At 35.9% G+C, this 17,974-nt stretch carries 14 protein-coding genes; 10 read left to right on the forward strand and 4 right to left on the reverse strand.

Annotated features, from left to right (window positions below; translation table 11 throughout):
* Positions 1-196: 196 nt before the first annotated feature.
* Positions 197-598, forward strand: coding sequence for a glycine cleavage system protein GcvH (gene gcvH, locus ACUVXA_RS03885; protein WP_445869936.1), 402 nt, complete (start codon positions 197-199; stop codon positions 596-598).
* A 357-nt stretch (positions 599-955) separates the two neighbouring features.
* Entirely contained in the window at positions 956-2,896 is a 1,941-nt protein-coding gene (locus ACUVXA_RS03890) for a phosphoadenosine phosphosulfate reductase domain-containing protein (protein WP_445869923.1), read from the forward strand.
* Positions 2,897-2,978: 82 nt separating this feature from the next.
* Here the strand turns inward: ACUVXA_RS03890 and ACUVXA_RS03895 are convergent, their stop codons facing one another.
* Positions 2,979-3,317, reverse strand: coding sequence for a hypothetical protein (locus ACUVXA_RS03895; RefSeq protein WP_445869924.1), 339 nt, complete (start codon positions 3,315-3,317; stop codon positions 2,979-2,981).
* Between the two features lie 375 nt (positions 3,318-3,692).
* Here ACUVXA_RS03895 and ACUVXA_RS03900 point away from each other — a divergent pair, with 375 nt between their 5' ends.
* Positions 3,693-5,957 (forward strand): DEAD/DEAH box helicase, encoded by a 2,265-nt coding sequence (locus tag ACUVXA_RS03900; RefSeq protein ID WP_445869925.1) that lies wholly within the window; start codon positions 3,693-3,695, stop codon positions 5,955-5,957.
* On the opposite strand, the gene ACUVXA_RS03905 is transcribed toward ACUVXA_RS03900, so the two are convergent.
* On the reverse strand, positions 5,951-6,295 hold the full coding sequence (locus tag ACUVXA_RS03905) for an Sjogren's syndrome/scleroderma autoantigen 1 family protein (protein WP_445869926.1): 345 nt from the start codon (positions 6,293-6,295) through the stop codon (positions 5,951-5,953). The two genes, ACUVXA_RS03900 and ACUVXA_RS03905, sit on opposite strands and share 7 nt — an antisense overlap.
* 241 nt (positions 6,296-6,536) lie before the next feature.
* Between ACUVXA_RS03905 and ACUVXA_RS03910 the strand changes: the two genes are divergently transcribed.
* Both ACUVXA_RS03910 and pyrB read left to right on the forward strand, forming a co-directional pair.
* Positions 6,537-7,544 (forward strand): MBL fold metallo-hydrolase, encoded by a 1,008-nt coding sequence (locus ACUVXA_RS03910; protein ID WP_445869927.1) that lies wholly within the window; start codon positions 6,537-6,539, stop codon positions 7,542-7,544.
* 107 nt (positions 7,545-7,651) lie between these two features.
* Entirely contained in the window at positions 7,652-8,596 is a 945-nt protein-coding gene (pyrB, locus tag ACUVXA_RS03915) for an aspartate carbamoyltransferase (RefSeq protein WP_445869928.1), read from the forward strand.
* A 55-nt stretch (positions 8,597-8,651) separates the two neighbouring features.
* Here pyrB and ACUVXA_RS03920 read toward each other — a convergent pair whose 3' ends face one another.
* On the reverse strand, positions 8,652-11,510 hold the full coding sequence (locus tag ACUVXA_RS03920; protein ID WP_445869929.1) for a DEAD/DEAH box helicase: 2,859 nt from the start codon (positions 11,508-11,510) through the stop codon (positions 8,652-8,654).
* A 136-nt stretch (positions 11,511-11,646) separates the two neighbouring features.
* Positions 11,647-12,498, reverse strand: a complete 852-nt coding sequence (locus ACUVXA_RS03925) for a metallophosphoesterase (protein ID WP_445869930.1) — start codon at positions 12,496-12,498, stop codon at positions 11,647-11,649.
* A gap of 233 nt (positions 12,499-12,731) precedes the next feature.
* On the opposite strand from ACUVXA_RS03925, the gene ACUVXA_RS03930 reads away from it, so the two are divergent.
* The 5 genes from ACUVXA_RS03930 to ACUVXA_RS03950 all read left to right on the forward strand — a co-directional run bounded on the left by ACUVXA_RS03930 (position 12,732) and on the right by ACUVXA_RS03950 (position 17,582).
* Positions 12,732-13,151 (forward strand): hypothetical protein, encoded by a 420-nt coding sequence (locus ACUVXA_RS03930; RefSeq protein ID WP_445869931.1) that lies wholly within the window; start codon positions 12,732-12,734, stop codon positions 13,149-13,151.
* A 228-nt stretch (positions 13,152-13,379) separates the two neighbouring features.
* Positions 13,380-13,598, forward strand: a complete 219-nt coding sequence (locus tag ACUVXA_RS03935) for a hypothetical protein (RefSeq protein WP_445869932.1) — start codon at positions 13,380-13,382, stop codon at positions 13,596-13,598.
* 504 nt (positions 13,599-14,102) lie between these two features.
* The gene (locus tag ACUVXA_RS03940; protein WP_445869933.1) at positions 14,103-15,113 is read left to right on the forward strand and encodes an AbrB/MazE/SpoVT family DNA-binding domain-containing protein; all 1,011 of its coding nucleotides are present in this window, start codon (positions 14,103-14,105) and stop codon (positions 15,111-15,113) included.
* 492 nt (positions 15,114-15,605) lie between these two features.
* Positions 15,606-17,006 (forward strand): V-type ATP synthase subunit B, encoded by a 1,401-nt coding sequence (locus tag ACUVXA_RS03945; protein WP_445869934.1) that lies wholly within the window; start codon positions 15,606-15,608, stop codon positions 17,004-17,006.
* 177 nt (positions 17,007-17,183) lie between these two features.
* Positions 17,184-17,582 carry a hypothetical protein gene (locus ACUVXA_RS03950; RefSeq protein ID WP_445869935.1) on the forward strand — a complete coding sequence of 133 codons (399 nt, stop codon included), beginning with the start codon at positions 17,184-17,186 and terminating at the stop codon, positions 17,580-17,582.
* Positions 17,583-17,974 lie beyond the last annotated feature (392 nt).

The raw sequence follows: 17,974 nt of genomic DNA on the forward strand, positions 1-17,974 counted from the left end.
GGTGAGTATGATAATAAAATGACCTAATAACTTAAATACCGCAAAACTTTAGAATTAATTTATAAAAAATTGAAAAGATGTGAAAAATAGGTCATAAAAATTTAAAATTCAATTTAAAATGAGCAAAAACTTTAATAGCAGAAGTCTATCGAGTTAAGAATCGAAGGAGGAATAAATTATGGTTAAAGTAGGAGATGTGAACATACCCGATGACCTCCTTTATATAGAGGAACATCAATGGGCGAAAATTGAAGGCGAAAAAGTTCGAGTAGGCATAACTGACTATGCTCAGAAATCCTTGCGTGACATAGTATACGTAGAACTTCCAGAATCGGGAACAGAGGTAGATAGCATGAGCGAATTTGGCAGCATCGAGTCGGTGAAAGCGGTGTCTGAATTATATGCGCCGGTAAGCGGTGAGATAGTTGAGGTCAATAGCGAATTAGAAGACGCACCAGAGTTCGTAAACGAAGACCCCTACGGCAAAGGTTGGATGATAGTGATTAAGGCGTCAAAACTGAACGATGAAAGAGGAAATCTTATATCCGCAGAAGAATACGCTAAAATTGTGGAAGACGCTCTCAAAGAAAGTGGATAATTCTTTACCATTTCTAATTCCTTTTTTTCCTTAAACGCATTAAAGTCCTAAAAAGACAAATTTTCACAATACCATAAATTAAGATTACAAAATTCAATTCTTTATAACCCATTTTTCGCAGATTCTGCGAAGTTCTTTGCAACGTTGAGTCCTTCCCAACACCGAAAGCGTATTTGTGAAAACTTCTAAAACGGGATACTAAGATTCCCCGGTGGATAAGGGTTTTAAACATGAAAAAGCTACAAGTTCCACTATAAGATTCACAAATGTGCGAAAAATGGGTTATAAAAATTTTAAAAAAGTGGGCCCTTTCTATAAGAAAATAATATACAATCACTTGCTAAGAAGGTTAAATTTTTGACCAAAAAAACAATTTACCTTGGGAAAATCAAATTGGGTTGGTGCACATCCTGCAATTTACCAATTTTAGATGAGGCGCCATGCGAAATTTGTGGGAGCTTAGCTGAGAAAGTTCAAATATCTCCTCCTGGAGATATTCGCCCAAGTTTTAAGAAAGAATTACAATTGATTAGAAAGGTAATCGATGAGCAGTATGGGGAAGGTATTGGAAAGTGTTTGATCCCTGATGATAAGATTATTTTGCTAAACAAGGTTTCTTATTCGGATCATATGGATGAGATAATAGTTGACGGAAAGGTTATAGGTAACATTAGGTTTGACTCCTTCTCCAGAAGTTGGCAATTTTTTCCCAAATTAATAGGTGCTAGGAGGCTTTGGAAAGCAGGTTGTAGTAAGTGGGTAAAAGTAGATAGTGGTGCAGTAAAACCAATCATTCATGGGGCCAATATCTTAGGTCCTGGGATAATTAATTGTAGTAAGGACATTAAGGAAGGGGAACAGGTCATAGTTCTCTCCCCTGAGAACGAGGTTATAGCTACGGGTACTGCGAAAAAAAACGCTGCGGGCATGTTAATGAAAAGCAGAGGTATGGTGGTTAAACCAAGAGATTATGGACCACCAGGAGAGCTATTTTTACTAAAAGGAGGTCAAAACTGGGAAAAAGCTATCGAAGCTAATAAAGGTATTTTACAAATATATGAGCAAGATGCAGTAAATTTCATTCGAAGCGTATCTAAATCATACGACAAACCTAAGACTGTTGCTTTCTCAGGGGGCAAAGACTCACTTGTAACACTTTTATTAGCACAAAGGACTCTAGGAAATAATTTCTGGATATTATTTGTAGACACCGGGGTAGAATTTAAGGAAACTAGTGAATACACACACAAAGTTTTGAAGAAGTTAGGACTTTTTGAAAAACTTTTAGAAAAGAAGGTGGATCCAAATACTTTTTGGAACTTGTGTGAAAAATTTGGCCCCCCTGGGCGAGATTATAGAATCTGCTGCAAGAGTGTTAAACTCGGACCGACTAGCCTTTTAATTGAAGAAAATTTTCCAAATGGTTGTGTAACTTTTATCGGTCAAAGAAGATACGAATCAGAAGCCAGAGCTAGAGAAAAAAAGGTAAGTGTAAATCCATGGGTTTCAAAACAAATATCAGCAACCCCAATACAAGATTGGACTGCTTTACACGTATGGCTATACATATTTCAGCAGAAAGTTCCCTATAACCCACTATATGAAAAAGGACTTATTAGAATAGGCTGCTGGCCATGCCCCGCATCCAAATTAGTGGAGTTTGAAACGCTTAAAAAGGAATATCCTGCGCTCTGGGAGAAACTACGAAAACAACTTGAAAAATGGAGGAAAAAATTCAATTTTCCAAGAGAATGGATAGATTACGGTTTTTGGAGATGGAAAAACTTACCGGATGGACAATTAAAACTTTTAAAAGAACTCGAATTAAGTGAAACAATGAAAACTAGACCCATTACAAAAGAAAAACTGCGCTTTAAAATCAAAGAAATGCAGTCAAATAGCAAATCAGAAGAAAGATCATTGGAGGTAGAATTCAACAGTGCTTTCGATATGGAACAAGTTGCCAATTTTTCAAAAATTTTAGGAAAAGTAGAGTATCTACCAGAAATAGGTTCTATTCATATAAATCTTAAAGATTCAACCTGTGATATTTTTCAGAATGGCAATTTTATAATAAGAACAAAGCATCCAGAAATGGCAAAAAAAATTTGCGGATACGTGGCCTCAATCGTTATAAGAGCGATGAGATGCGTAGGATGCGGTTCCTGTATTGCATGGTTCAGCTCTTGTAACGCCGTTTCATTAAAAGAGGGGAAGTTGAAAATTATAGCGGACAGATGCACTCACTGTTTAAAATGTTTGGAGGCGCCTTGTACCGCTTTGTACGCTAACAGTTAGAAGATAGATTAATTAACTTATAACATATTACAGTTTTCAAAATATTTCTATTTCTCACACTAAACACGTTAGAAATATATGCTCACGGGCTATGGCAAATCGCTTGGCGTATTTCTTCTATAAGTTCTTTACGTAATCTCTGCACATCTCTTAGTTCAACGGTTTCTGCCTCCTTTGCCACATTTTTCAACTGAACAACGGTGCCAACGGCGTTAACGCTAGATACATCGATTGGAAATTCCACTTCTAATCCTTTGATCACTAATTCAACTCGAAGAGGGGGAAGGCTGATACGTATGCTCCTAATAATTCCAACCATACGGGCTGCGGAATCTACAACTACTTTTCCAACCAGCTGACCAGGAATTACGAGTTCATATAGTTCTGATTCTGCTCCTGGGGATAGGTCATCTTGGACCAAGCGGACTACCTCCATTTTCTACGGATAGGGTAATTGTGATGTAAATATTAAGTTGGTCTAAACTTATTTACTTTCCCTCCTACAGAGAAGGTAATATTATGTAGTAATACTTAGAGAATAGATAGAAATATTCCAAGTAATATAAAAATGAAGCTAAATTAATTGAATAAAATTCAATTTAAAAATAATTTCTTGTTTAAAGCTTTGTTTAATTTTTACTAAATAGGAATCCGTTATTGAATTTGCCTAGGAGTATTCCATTCTCAAACTAGAGAGGTTTAAAAAGTTAAAAACAATTAAAAATACGAAAAAATACGGAGAATCTTTTCTCAAAATAATACTGTTTTATAATCCTTGTGGGAATGTTGATACGAAATGGAGGAAAAAAAATTCATCAATCATCCTTATATTAAAGAGAACACCATCGAACAAAGGTTATACCAGGAAACTATTACAGCAAATTGTGTCGAGCAAAATTCTCTTGTCATCCTTCCCACAGGTCTAGGAAAGACACTAATTGCGGGTATGGTTACTGCTTTTCGTCTTCAGATTTTAAATGAGGCATTTGTAATTTTTTTAGCGCCAACTCGCCCTCTAGTACTGCAACATGCTGAAACTTTCAAATCCATTTTGAATGTTAAAGACGAAGAAATCATAGTCTTCACTGGGGAGGCCCCCCCTGAAGAAAGAGTAAAAAGCTGGAGGAAGGCTAAAGTTGTTTTGGCAACACCACAAATCATGGAAAATGACATAATTACGGGTAGAGTTGATCTGAAAAATTGCACCCTGTTAATATTAGATGAAGTGCATAGGGCGGTTGGCAACTATTCGTATGTGTTTGTTGCGGAGCAGTATTTAAAGTGTGCTAATAAACCTTTAATTTTGGGGTTGACCGCATCACCAGGGGCTCAGAGAAAAAAAATAGAAGAAATTTGTAAAAATCTTAATATTAGAAATATAGAAATTCGAACAGAGAAAAGTCCTGAAGTACTTCCTTACGTAAAAGAAATTAAAATGGACTGGGTGTTAGTTAATCTTCCTCCAAGCATTTTAGAAATTAAAAAAATTTTGGAAAATGCTCTTGTATTACGTTTAAAGTCTCTAAAAGAAAAAGGTTTTATCGAGTCTTATGATATTAGAAAAATTTCGAGAAAAAGTCTGATACAAATTCAAAATCAGTTAGCTAAAGAGAGGCAGAATCAGCCGGAAGTATTTGAGTCGATGGCAAAGGTTGCCGCTTCAATCAGATTAACCCACGCAATTGAACTTATAGAAACCCAGGGCCTAGAAGCTCTTCAAAATTTTTTCTATAAATTAGAGGAAAGATCGAAAATAACTGGTTCTCCAAAAGGTCTCAAGGATTTACTTATGGACAACGAAATCACTACTGCTAGAATTAAAATAGTGAATCTGATCGAGAAACAATTGAGACATCCTAAAATTGAAAAAATGCTTCAGATAATTAGACAACAACTTTTAGAAAAAATTGATTCGAGAATAATAGTTTTCACGCAATACAGAGATTCTGCAAGTAAAATTAATGAAATTTTACAAGAGGAAGGATACCCCGTAGAAAGATTCGTTGGTCAGGCAAATAAAATTGGGGATAAGGGTTTATCTCAAAAACAGCAGGCAGAAATAATTGAAAAATTCAAGCAAGGCATTTATAATATATTGGTTGCCACCAGTGTTGCTGAAGAGGGTTTAGACATTAGTGAATGTGATTTAGTTGTTTTTTATGACGCGGTACCAAGTGCAATAAGGTACATACAGAGGAAGGGGAGAACGGGAAGGAAAAGGCCCGGTCGTGTAGCACTACTTCTAACGAAGGGAACTAGAGATGAAGCCTATTACTGGTCGGCAAAGAAAAAAGAGCGAGAAATGAAAAGCACTATAAAAACCATGGCAAGCACAAAAATGGAGCCAGTAAAAGAGGACAAACAACAAATCAAGTTAGAAAAGTATCTGGAAGAAAAAGAAGAAGAAAAAATTGTTGTTTACGTGGACAATAGAGAAATAGGCTCCGATGTTGTGCGAGGGCTTACCAGATTGAATGTTAAAATTGTTCCAATGCAACTACAAGTAGCAGATTATCTCGCTTCAGATAGCGTTGCTATAGAAAGAAAAACAGTTGAAGACTTCTTACAATCAATAGTTGATAAGAGACTATTTCCGCAAGTCAAAGAAATCACTTCAAAATATGAAAGACCAATACTTATTATTGAAGGACAGGATTTATATGGAAAACGTGCAATACATCCTGAAGCTATCAGGGGGGCTCTAATAAGCATAGCAGTTGATTTTAAACTACCAATAATCTGGGCAATGAACTCCCAAGAAACAGCACGAATGATATACACAATTGCTCGAAGAGAACAAACAGAAAGAGAAACGAGAATTTATGTTGCTGAAAAAACTCCGGGGGACTTAAGGGAGGTGCAAGAACGGATTCTAACAGGTTTCCCGGGAATAAATCAAACATTAGCACAAAGGATGCTTAGCGCGTTTAAGACTTTAGAGATAATCTTTTCCATTGGTGAAGAGGAACTATCTGAAGTTAAAGGTTTAGGTAAGAAAAAGGCAGAAAAAATTAGAAAAATCATAACCTCAAAATACGATGAGAATAATCCTTCTTACTGAGAAATTCGTCTAAAACGTTCCAGAGCATCTAATATTCCTACAATAACTCTGAGCAATTCTTGTAATCTTCCAGGGTCGCTTTCATTTTTTATAGATTCTACAGTTTCTCGTAGCTTATCATACAAAACTCCTGAAAGATCCGACACCATAAACCCCCCAACATTGGGTGGGATAGTCTCACCCTCTTTAACAATCACCACTTTTTTCTCGCAAGTAGGACAAAATATTTCATCCTTAATTTTAAATAGGGGCGATCCACATTGAGGACAGCTTTGGGATAGTAGAGAAGCACCTCTCCTCAGCATATCCGCCATTTTTTTAATATTCTCCTCACTCAACAGAAATCACTTCTTATTAATAATCCGAGATTGGATTAAAATGTTTTATTCTTGCTGGCAGGGGTGTTACTTGGAATTCTGGATTTTAACTTTAATAGTTAATAAAAATTATATAAAATCATTTTTTAACAAATTTAGAAGAACAGGAGAAAAGTAAAGTATAATTATCTTTTAATTCATTTTTGGTATTTTTTCTTCAAAAAATTTAAATAAATTAAATCTTATCCTTATAAGAATCAAAATGAAGTCAGAAGGAGTATCAGAGAAACCGGTAGCGATTTCAAAAGGAATCTACCAACTTAAGCTACCTATTCCCTTTTCTGAGTTGATTTACTTATTATCCTATCTTATAGAGGGAAAGGACGGGTATTTGTTAGTAGATTCTGGTTGGAATACGAAGGAAAGCCTTTACGCTCTTGAGAAACAACTTTCTAAAATTAAAGTTAATTTGTCTGATATATCATTAATTTTAGTAACTCATATTCATCCAGATCACTATGGTTTGGCTAATACAATACGAAAGAAATCAAAATCAAAAATTATGATGCATCAAAAAACTGAGAATTTTTTAAACCAATTCCAAAGTTTAAAAGATTATTTTAAAAAAATGATTGAGTGGCTAAAAATAAATGGAACTCCAGTTGACGACTTAGAATATTGGTTAAAAGATAGTATGTCCATAATGCAGTTTTTCGAGCCTCCAATACCTGATATTTTTTTAGAAGATCGTGAAACTTTGGATTTGGGCGATTTCCGATTGGATGTCATTTGGACGCCGGGGCATTCCATAGATCACATTTGTCTCTACGAGCCTCACAAAAAAATTTTTATTTCCGGTGATCATTTATTGCCCACCATAACACCTAATGTCAGTCTACAAATGAAGGAATTCGGGAATCCTCTAAAGGACTATTTGGAATCTCTCCAAAAAATTAGTACGCTAAGTGTAGAAAAGGTACTTCCCGCACATGAATACATCTTTAAAAATTTTAAACGAAGAATCATAGAAATAGAAAAACATCACAAAGAAAGGCTAGTAGAAGTTTTAAACGCCTTAGAAACCCCAAAAACCGCTTTTCAAGTCGCACAACACGTAACCTGGACAACAGGTCCTTGGCACAAGCTTCAGAATTGGGAGCGAAGAGCGGCGACTTTCGAAGCGCTTGCACACCTAGTACACTTAAAACAAGAGGGAAGAGTATACGAAATTAAGCAAAACGAGAACATTTTTTTTCTACAGAAATTCTAAAGACTTTTAAAAATCAGACCTCTATGGTTCTTGGATTTATTTATCCTTTAAATTTCCATCAGTTAAAGTTATTTTATCATTTTACCATTTAATTTCTGGTGTTATTAATGGCAAGAGAGGTGCAAAGTGAACCAGATAGTATGCTAAAGATAAGGGATGTAATTTCCATTAGAGATTTTTCCCGAGAACAGATTGAGAACTTGCTTGAGTTGGCTGATGATATGGAGCAAGTATTTCACTCTGGTTCAGATATTTTGCGTGGAAAAATTCTTGCTACACTATTTATGGAACCCAGTACTAGAACTCGCCTATCTTTTACTACTGCAATGTATAAGCTAGGGGGGAAAACTATTGGCTTCGACAGCCCGGAGATGAGTTCTGTCGCAAAGGGAGAAAATTTGAGCGACACTATTCGTGTAGTTGAAAATTACTGTGATGTGATAGTTCTGAGACATCGCATGGAGGGCGCAGCTCGACTAGCAGCTGAATATAGTGATGTCCCTGTTATTAACGCAGGTTCGGGCGCTGAGGAGCACCCAACCCAAGCACTTTTAGATCTTTACACAATAAAAAAGGAACTGGAAAGAATAGATGGTTTAAAAATTGCACTATTGGGGGATCTTAAATATGGTAGAACAGTACATTCTTTGAGTTATGCACTAGCGTTATTTGACACATCTTTAATTTTCATTTCTCCGGAAGGCTTGGGAATGCGCTGGGAGGTTACACATGACCTAAAAAATATGGGAGTGAAGGTCGAAGAATTTAAGGATTTACAAAAAGTTATTTCCGATATTGATGTACTATACGTTACCCGAATACAGCGTGAGAGATTTCCCGATCCAACCGAATACGAGAAACTCAAGGGGAGCTACCAAATCAATCTTGAAGTTTTGAAAAACGCAAAACCATCACTCATAGTAATGCATCCATTGCCCCGAATAGATGAAATTGCACCGGAGGTGGATGGAACCCCGCACGCAAAATACTTCAAACAACCTTACTATGGTGTACTAGTACGAATGGCTATACTTAAATCTCTTTTAACATAATTTTTTTCAATATATTATAACATATTTTTTATAATTTTTCGCTCAAATAACCCTACTAACTTCTAGGTTTAGATTCGTCTGTTTTGTTCCAGAACTCTCTAGTCCTGACAAATTCCTTCTCCGCTTCAAGAATTGCCTTGTAAAAATCGTTTTCCGTTTTCAACTCTCTAGAAAGAATACGATTAGTTGTCAAAGGCCCAACTCCTCTTCCTGCAAGGCAGATTATAGCCCGCTTACCATAATTGATTACTAGATTAGCGGTTTTAATGCCTCTCTCCAGTATTTTTTCTTCTTCTTTTGAGAGTTTAATTCCCCTCTTTCTTAATTTCAATATTTTACTAAATTCTGAATCCCCCGAAGACACTACTGCTAATAAGCGTGATTTACATTTTGGGCATTGTGGTTGTTCGGGTAGGGTTTCTACAGTTCTTACAGCTTCCCACCCTTCACACGATGCCCATGCACACACAAGCTTAACCCTTTTATTCAGTAAACGCTCCTTAACTGTGTTTATTAGCTCGGAGAATGGAACTTGAGGGGAAACAATTTCCTTAGCTTCCCATTGTATAGCCATTTCGGTAAGCGGACTAGGCTTTTCTCTTTTCAGAAAACTTAATTGAATTTTTTTCTCTTTCATGGCTCTTAGAATTTGCTCCGTATTTTCAATATCAAGTTTTTCTGTGAGTAATTCTCTTATAGTTTCATCTTCTATTGGTGTATTACTGAATACGGCTGCCATTTTTCTGGGATTAACCTGATAACCCTCACTGTCCTTTTCAATTACACCAAACCTCTTTGCAACATGTATGAGTCGCCACCGGTACAAATTAGACCTTTTAAGTGTTATTTTCAATATATGATAAATAAGCTGGGGCTCTAATTCATCTAACACGCTGATAACTATTTCTGGGTCTGTATTCTTTGGCATTTGAAAAAGTATAAAATAGGGCGTACTCCTCATGCCAATGGAAGATCCTATACGTGCAGTAAGAAGATCGGATATTATTCGGCCTAAAGTTTCGTTGACATTACTTCCAAAACACGCATGGATAATAACGAAATCATCTACACTCTCTATTAAGATTTTATCATGAAATGGCACTTCCCCCACAATCTCCATCTGCTCCTTAATTTTTTCTAATACGATTTTTTTAGCTTCTTCGCTCATCGGATAGCTTTCAAATGGGCTAGTCTTATCCTGTTTTCGAAGCCAATTGACTATATTATTTCTAAGTTTTCCAACCTTTTGTGCAGCCTCGTAGGAAACAGGTATAAGCTCGCCGGTCCATGAAGGCACGGCACCGATTATATTATCCACCCTCTCCACGTTTATTCTATCCTCTTCAATGCTCACAATTCTCCATGGTTGTCCATGAATAATGAATTTCAATCCTTTTTCCGCCTTGGTGGAAACGAATTCATCATCTAGGGTTCCGACGGTTTTTCCGGTTGTTAAATCAAACACATCATAATGTTTAACATCCGGAATCATAGAGAGATTTTCATAATAGTATTTCCATGTTTTAATTCTTCTACGAAGCTTATCCCCCTCCAATCTGATCAACCATAGTTCTTTCATTAAAGTTGCCACTTTATAAATAGTTTCAGAATCAGTGTCCCGATAAAGCCATGATCTTCTAAAAATATTCTGCAATTCTTGGATTGTGGTTTCCCCCTTATCTAGAAGCACTCCCGCGATTTGATGGGCAAGCACATCAAGCGCCATATTATGCATAAATACCCTCTCTAAAATATGATCCATCGCATCTCTTGCCAGAACAGCTGATTCACATATATCATCCAAGTCCATTGAAAGTATAGTCCCTCGTGAAGTTTGACCTATTCTATGCCCGCTTCTACCAACCCTTTGAACCAAACGTGTTACCTGTCTAGGCGATAAGTATTGAATAACATGGTCGATGGACCCCACATCTATACCCAGCTCAAGAGAAGATGTACAAATAACGGCTTTAATCTCTTCCTCCTTGAATTCCTTCTCTGCTTTCATTCTCATTTCCCTAGAAAGCGAGCCATGATGCACGTCAAAATCGAAATTTGGATTAAGAAGATTAAGTCTAGAACCCAGAATTTCAGCCATCTGTCGAGTATTAACAAAAATCAGAACCGAACCATACTTTTCGACTAATTCCTTAATTCTTCTTAGTCTTGCTATAACCTCCTCTGATACTCTAAACTTTTTAGATAAAACACCGTCTTCAGAAGTGGGAGGAACCACTTCAACGTTTACTTGCAAATCTTCCATCCCGTTTGTTGAAATAACTTTTATCTCTCTGTCCATACCTCCTAAAAATCTTGCAACCTCTTGAACGCTACCAATTGTAGCAGATAGTCCTATTCTTTGAAACTTCTGATTTGTAATTTCACAAAGCCTTTCCAGAGCTAATGAGAGTTGGGCTCCCCTCTTATCTGTAACAAGTTCATGGATCTCATCCACCACCACAAAACGTAAACTTTTTAGATGCGCCCCCATCTTTTTAGCGGGTAATATCGCTTGGAGAGTTTCGGGAGTTGTTATAAGAAGTGAAGGAGGATCTAGAATCTGCTTTCTTCGCTCATGACTCGTTGTGTCCCCATGTCTAACGGATATTCTAATATCCAGCTCTTGTGCAATATCCTCCATTCGTTTCAGAATATCACGGTTCAATGCTCGAAGAGGTGTAATGTATACTCCAAAAATACCTCTCTCCTTCGACTGTAACTCTAATAACTTATGGAAAATAGGGAAAAATACTGCCTCTGTTTTTCCACTTCCTGTTGGAGCAATTAACAAAACATTTTCTCCTTTAAGAATTCTAGGTATTGCTTGGATCTGAGGCGGAGTAGCCTTTAAGTAACCCCTATTTTTGATAACATTCTTAACTTCGCTGGAAAGTAAATCTAATACACTCGACAAAAATCATACCTCTGGAAATCAAGGGAACAAAAACCTGGTAGAATTAATACTTTTTGATATTAAAGAACATAAAAACAGATTATATGTATCTTCAATCTAGAATCTCTGATGTACTCTCTTTATGATATTTAAAAACTCATTGCTCTTGTCTAACCAGCCTGCTACAATTTTCCAAACTTCCAAGATACGTTCCATCTAACATTTTAACTTTTGCAGTGTTTTTTTCCACCACACCTGATGACAATAGAGGTCCAAGAAAGTTCATCTCGGGTCGGTTAATTGCAACCCCTCCTAAAAGAGGATTAAAAGCCGGCATTACAATGATTTTTGGATTCCCAATTTGAATAGACATGTTTTTCAAATCATCTATTGGATTACTTATTTCTCGTAAGCTAATGTATTTAGCAAATGAGGACGCTATTTTTTCTCTATTCCAATGGAGTTCTAACCATGCGGGTTCAAACCACTTACCTCCAAGTTCATCCCTCATCTCTATTACTGGGTGATTATGCCCCATAAAAATGTAGTCTGCTTGAAGTAAATCTGGTCCAGGCCAAGCATGTCCATGAATAAATCCTAATCTAATATTGCTTTCCTCAATTAGAAATCCTTTCGAAGAATAAAGATGGATATCCCTTGATAATAGCAAATCAAGATTAACATCATGATTTCCCAAAGTTATTTGAACATCAATTTTTTTAGAAACAGCTTCTAGGAGTTTTGCAACACCCCGCCATTCTGAAAGTGGAATTCTGAATATGTTATGTTTGATGTCTCCAATGAGAACAAGTTGGTCAGCATTAGTTTGTTCAATGAGGTTTAAAATTTTAATCTTCATTTCAACTGCCTGTGGCGGAATTGAAACTCCTTTCTGCGCTAAAAGGAATTCGTAACCTAGATGCAAATCTGTAATGCATAAAATTCTTTTGTCAGGGAAAGCAACAAGAAGAGCGGGTTCATCAACAATAGGAAAAAATGTCTTAACCAATCTTGAACGCCTCTTCATGCTAAAAAATCGTTTATAACCTTTAACTTTTTATATACATACTTACAGCTAATACATAAAATTCTCAAAGTGAAAAATCTTTCTCAAAAAAGATTATTCTGAGCTTAAAAATAATTTTACAAAGTGTATTAGGAAAGTCTAGAGACTAATGAGAAAACAGGTAACTTTTTATTATTTGTTAAAGATTTGTTAGAAATAGTTGCTAGGTGTAAAATATGGAAACAATTGAACAGATTTACGACAAAAAATGCATAACTGGAGAGAATCTAGAAAGTCTAGCATCCACTTTTGGTGAACGACTATGGAAATCTCTAAGAGCAATTACAGAGAAGCGGGTAGCAAAATATGTTTTTAAACCTAGCAACAAACAGATATGGATTGTTTCTGGTAAAAACAGAGATTATCTTGTAATTTCCGATTTTTATTGTTCATGCGATGATTTCTATTTAAATGTAGTAATACGGAAAAAAAATAAACTATGCTATCACATTTTGGCAAAAAGGCTCGCCGAAGCATTAGATCTATATAACAGTTACAACCTATCAGACGATAAATACGAAAAGCTTATGCAGAAGTTAAAGACCATAGAAGTTAGAATTTCTAAAAAAAAGAAAAATATGGAAATAAAAAATTGAACTTGGTGTAAATTATGTCATTCGATATCACATTCATTCAAACTTTGTTACCTATACTGGGAATACTTACTCTAATTTTTATCATCGCTTATTCGATAATTGAAACGGAAGAGAAGTAACCCCCAATAGTAAAGGATTCCTAAAAAAGACACCCCACTCTCTTTTAAACTGATATTAATACGCATTCAAGGACTTCTACCGCATTATAAGAAGAAGAGAGGTAATAAATTGGATGAAAAGTCAATCTACAAGATATGGGATGCATATAATAAGGCTGCGCCTCATTTATGTGAATTCGTTTGGCTAAAAAACGAGATAAGTTATCTAGTTTCGAATACTAAAAGCCTTGAAATGTTCATTAATGCTTTGCACCAAAAGATCCAGAAAGAAAAAATCACATCCCGTAAAACCGATTTAAAAATTTATATTTTTTATCTATCAAAATAACTTCAAACAGCTGACACAATTCAAAAGCAACTATAAATATGATTTACTTGTTTTTCCAATGCAATATTTAATATTAATTGATGGAATTTTGTGATTATAAGTATAAATAATTATAAAGTTTGTTGCATTATCCATAAAATTCAAAAGGTTTCCTCCAACATATTCAACGGGAGCGAAGGTTGTCCTTTTTTCCTCTCATTTAGTCCTCCTCCCTTGGGAGATACCTTCGCTCCCAAATTTCCCAAAATTCGAATTTTCTTTGTTCTCACTTGAAAGTCTTCCAAAAACAAACCACATAACTGTAACTTGTTGTTTAGATTACATATTTTATACATAAAAAAGTGTTTTTTATTGTATAAACATAAAAATTCTAATTTTATTTGTAAAAAATTTTAGAAACCCTAAAAAGAAACAAATTACATAAAATTATACAAAAACATTTACTTACCCTATATAAATTCATATAATGTAATAGTAAATTCTTTTTACCCTGGGGTTATTCTCTTGTTAAAAAAACAGACTCGAAAACTAGTAAAATGGGGATCAAGTAATACGCTCATAATCAGTCTCCCTCGAGAATGGGCTAAAAGAAACAAGTTAAGTAGTGATCAAGAAGTTAGTATCATGGAACACTCTGATGGCTCACTTCTCATACTTCCTCCCGCTGTGGAGCTTGAACAAAGTGTTCTAACTGCTACAGTTGACAGCCAGAAATATCCAACAAAAGAATTTTTAGATCAAATAATACAAACCAAATATCTTAGTGGGCATGATTTAATTAACATCACTTCAAAACAAGCTTTCACCCAAAAAAGATATCAAGAAATTACACAAATCACCCAAAATCTTCTGGGCTTCGAAATAACAAGCAAAACTCCTAATCAAATAAGTCTCCAAGATGTTATGAGTATACAACAAACAAACCTCACTCTACTCATACGCATAATTACTAGAACCACCCTAGAACTTTTGGAAAATATTATTCAAGCTCTTCAGGAAAACGACACAGCTTTGGCAGAAGCCATCATCCAAAGCCGCGACAACATATACAAGTATCATATGAGAATCCTACGTCAACTTAGAAAAGCGCTCCAATATCCCGCTCTCCTCACACAAATGGAACTCACAGCTCAAGACACGTTAGACTACACAACCTATGTCACAACCACAAACGATATAGCCGAAAATATAGAAACTATGAGTCGAGCAATACTCAAACAACCACATCCTCCAAAAAATAAACATCACCAAGCAACTATAGAAATAATCAAACAAACCTTGCAATTAATACAACAAGCAACAGGGGCTTTCCTATTTCATAAGGTACAAGATGCCATCGATACTCTAAACGCTATATATCAAATAAAAGAACTGAAAAGGGAAACAGAAATCCAAATAGATAAGGAAACCAATATGCCAGGAGTAATAACCCTACAAATAATTCTTGATGCTATAGATAAAATAGCTGAAGCTGCACGCCCCATAGCTCAAGCTGCACTAAGACAATCTCTTTAACTCAAATTTAAAGTATTAAAATTAACTGTTAACCAATTTTTAAAATTAAACCTTGCTAAAATATTTTATCCGTATTTCTCTTTTACTAAAAACAAAATATATTTTTCTTTAAAAAACCAATTCACTTTACCATTATGATTCAATATTATCATGATTTTAGAGAACTAAAACAATGGTCTAATTCTCGGATCTTTAGTCTTTTAGATATCCTCGGAAATTATTCGAAACCAATAAACTCTAAATAATTACGGTCTAAATTCAGGGACGCCTCATAAAAGTTTCTAAAACAAGAAGTTTAGAAAATAAATAGACAAAAAATAAACTATCATTAAGAATATAAACACAAAACTTTAAAACCCAGAGCAACTAATACCCAAACAAAATACTACCTCTAGTACCCCGCTTAAATAACTAAAAATCTTAGGCTCATAAAAGTTATTTAATGCTCAAAGCTCATAAAAAATCAAAAATTAAAGAAATGGATGGTTGAAAATGTATACTCAAAGGAGATACAGAACAGTTCGAGAGGTAGCAGGACCTCTGATAATAGTTGAAGGAGTAGAAGGTGTTTCATACAACGAAGTAGTTAACATAGAAACTCCCAGCGGAGAGAGACGAAGAGGAACAGTACTAGAAGTAGGTCTGGGAAAAGCAATAATACAAGTCTTTGAAGGAACTCGGGGATTGGACGCGGATCAAACTACAGTTAGATTCACTGGAGAACCGCTTAAAATACCGTTGTCAACAGATATCCTAGGAAGAATATTCAGCGGATCAGCACAACCAATAGATGGAGGTCCTCCGGTAATACCAGAAACAGAACTCGACATAAATGGTGCTCCAATTAATCCTTATGCTCGAACATACCCTAGAGAATTCATCCAAACAGGAATCAGCGTGATAGATGGTATGAACTCACTAGTAAGAGGACAAAAACTGCCACTATTCTCCGGAGCAGGCCTACCTCACAACAGAATAGCAGCACAAATAGCAAGACAAGCAAAAGTCCTCGGAGAAGAAGAGGAATTCGCAGTAATATTCACCGCCATGGGCATAACCGAAGAAGAAGCACGATACTTCAGACAAGACTTCGAAAAGACAGGCGCTTTAGAAAATGTCGTAATGTTTCTAAATCTAGCAGACGACCCAGCAATCGAACGCATAATCACCCCCCGATGCGCACTAACAGCCGCAGAATACCTCGCATACGAACTAGATCTACATCTATTAGTAATACTCACAGATATGACAAACTATGCAGAATCACTCCGAGAAATATCAGCAGCCCGAGAAGAAGTACCCGGAAGAAGAGGATATCCCGGATACCTATACACCGATCTAGCAACAATATACGAAAGAGCAGGAAGAATACATGGAAGAAAAGGGACCATCACACAAATGCCCGTACTATCCATGCCCAACTACGACATTACACATCCCATTCCAGATTTGACTGGCTATATTACTGAGGGGCAGCTTATTGTTGACCAAGCACTGCATAGGAAGGGAGTCTATCCTCCTATTGATCCTCGTCCGTCTCTTAGCCGGTTGATGAAGGAGGGTATTGGTAAGGAGCACACTCGTTTCGACCATCGTGAGGTTAGTGATCAGTTGTACTACGGCTATAGTGAGGGATGTGATTTGCGTTCTCTGGTGGCTGTGGTGGGTGAGGAGGCTTTGTTGCCTCGTGACAGGAAGTTTTTGGAGTTTGCCGACCGTTTTGAAAGGGAGTTTATAAACCAGGGCGAGTATGAGGAGCGCAGCATAGAGCAGACCCTTGACCTCGCCTGGGACTTGTTAAGTATGTTTCCCGAAGGCGAATTGAAACGTGTTGATCCGGAAACTGTGGATTGGGCTCGTAAGAATAACAAGTTCACTTTCGCTGCTGAGTAATCTCTTTTTTATATTTCTTCTATTTTTGTTCATAAGAAGATTTTTCAAGTTCTTTTTTGAATATTTTATTAGGGTTAATTTGATTAACCTCAACTATCTTTAAATGTAATAAATAAATTTAAAGATAATTTTAATGTTTTATCTATTGCCTCTATTGCCCAGAGAGCGGTGAAAAAATTGCCCGATGAGAAGAAAAACGAGGAACAGACCCGAAAATTCCTCCGAGAGACACGTAAGGCTGTTCCAAAAATGAAGGAAGAAATAAAAAAACGGGAAAAACACGGTGAAACAGATATAGCATCACTAACTGTTTTCCCAAACGAGTTACTTGATATAGCCAAGGAAAAGGAAAGAGAAGTCAAAGGTGTACCAGTTAGCTGCTTTAATTGTCCTCTAAGTACTCATCATGACGGAAACCCTTGTAAATTTTCATCACCCGGACTCTGCAAAGAGATACAGATTGCTATGAGCAAGCTTTTTGATGGGGAGTTTCAAGAATGGTTTGGGTTTAATACTCCCGAAGTTAGAATGTTTGAGAAAGAGGAAGAACAGCAAAAAGAAAAAAAAGATAAATAGAATAGAATTTTTTCACTATTCTCTTCGATTGTTCCAAATAACACTCTATTATGTTAACTTTTGTTTTTTTAACATGTATAACTAGAAATTGTTCTACAGTTGTTTAGTTTATATACTTTTTTGCGATAAATAGGGGGACTAAAAATATTATATCTAAACTATTAAAAACTTCCATTCCACTCTCCAAGTATTTCTAATTATCTGAAAAATGCGTTGTTAAATTTGTAAAGGGTTGCATATTCATGATAATGAACTTGTTCAAACAGGCAATGATGAGTAGTATTATGGGCAATTACCCTGTAGCCATAGAATATTATAAAAATTTCATTGACAAAGCGGAGAAGGCGCCTTAAGTATGTGGGTTGTTGGGATAGTTCGAAAAGAATAATTGT

Source organism: Candidatus Jordarchaeum sp. (genome assembly GCF_052745115.1).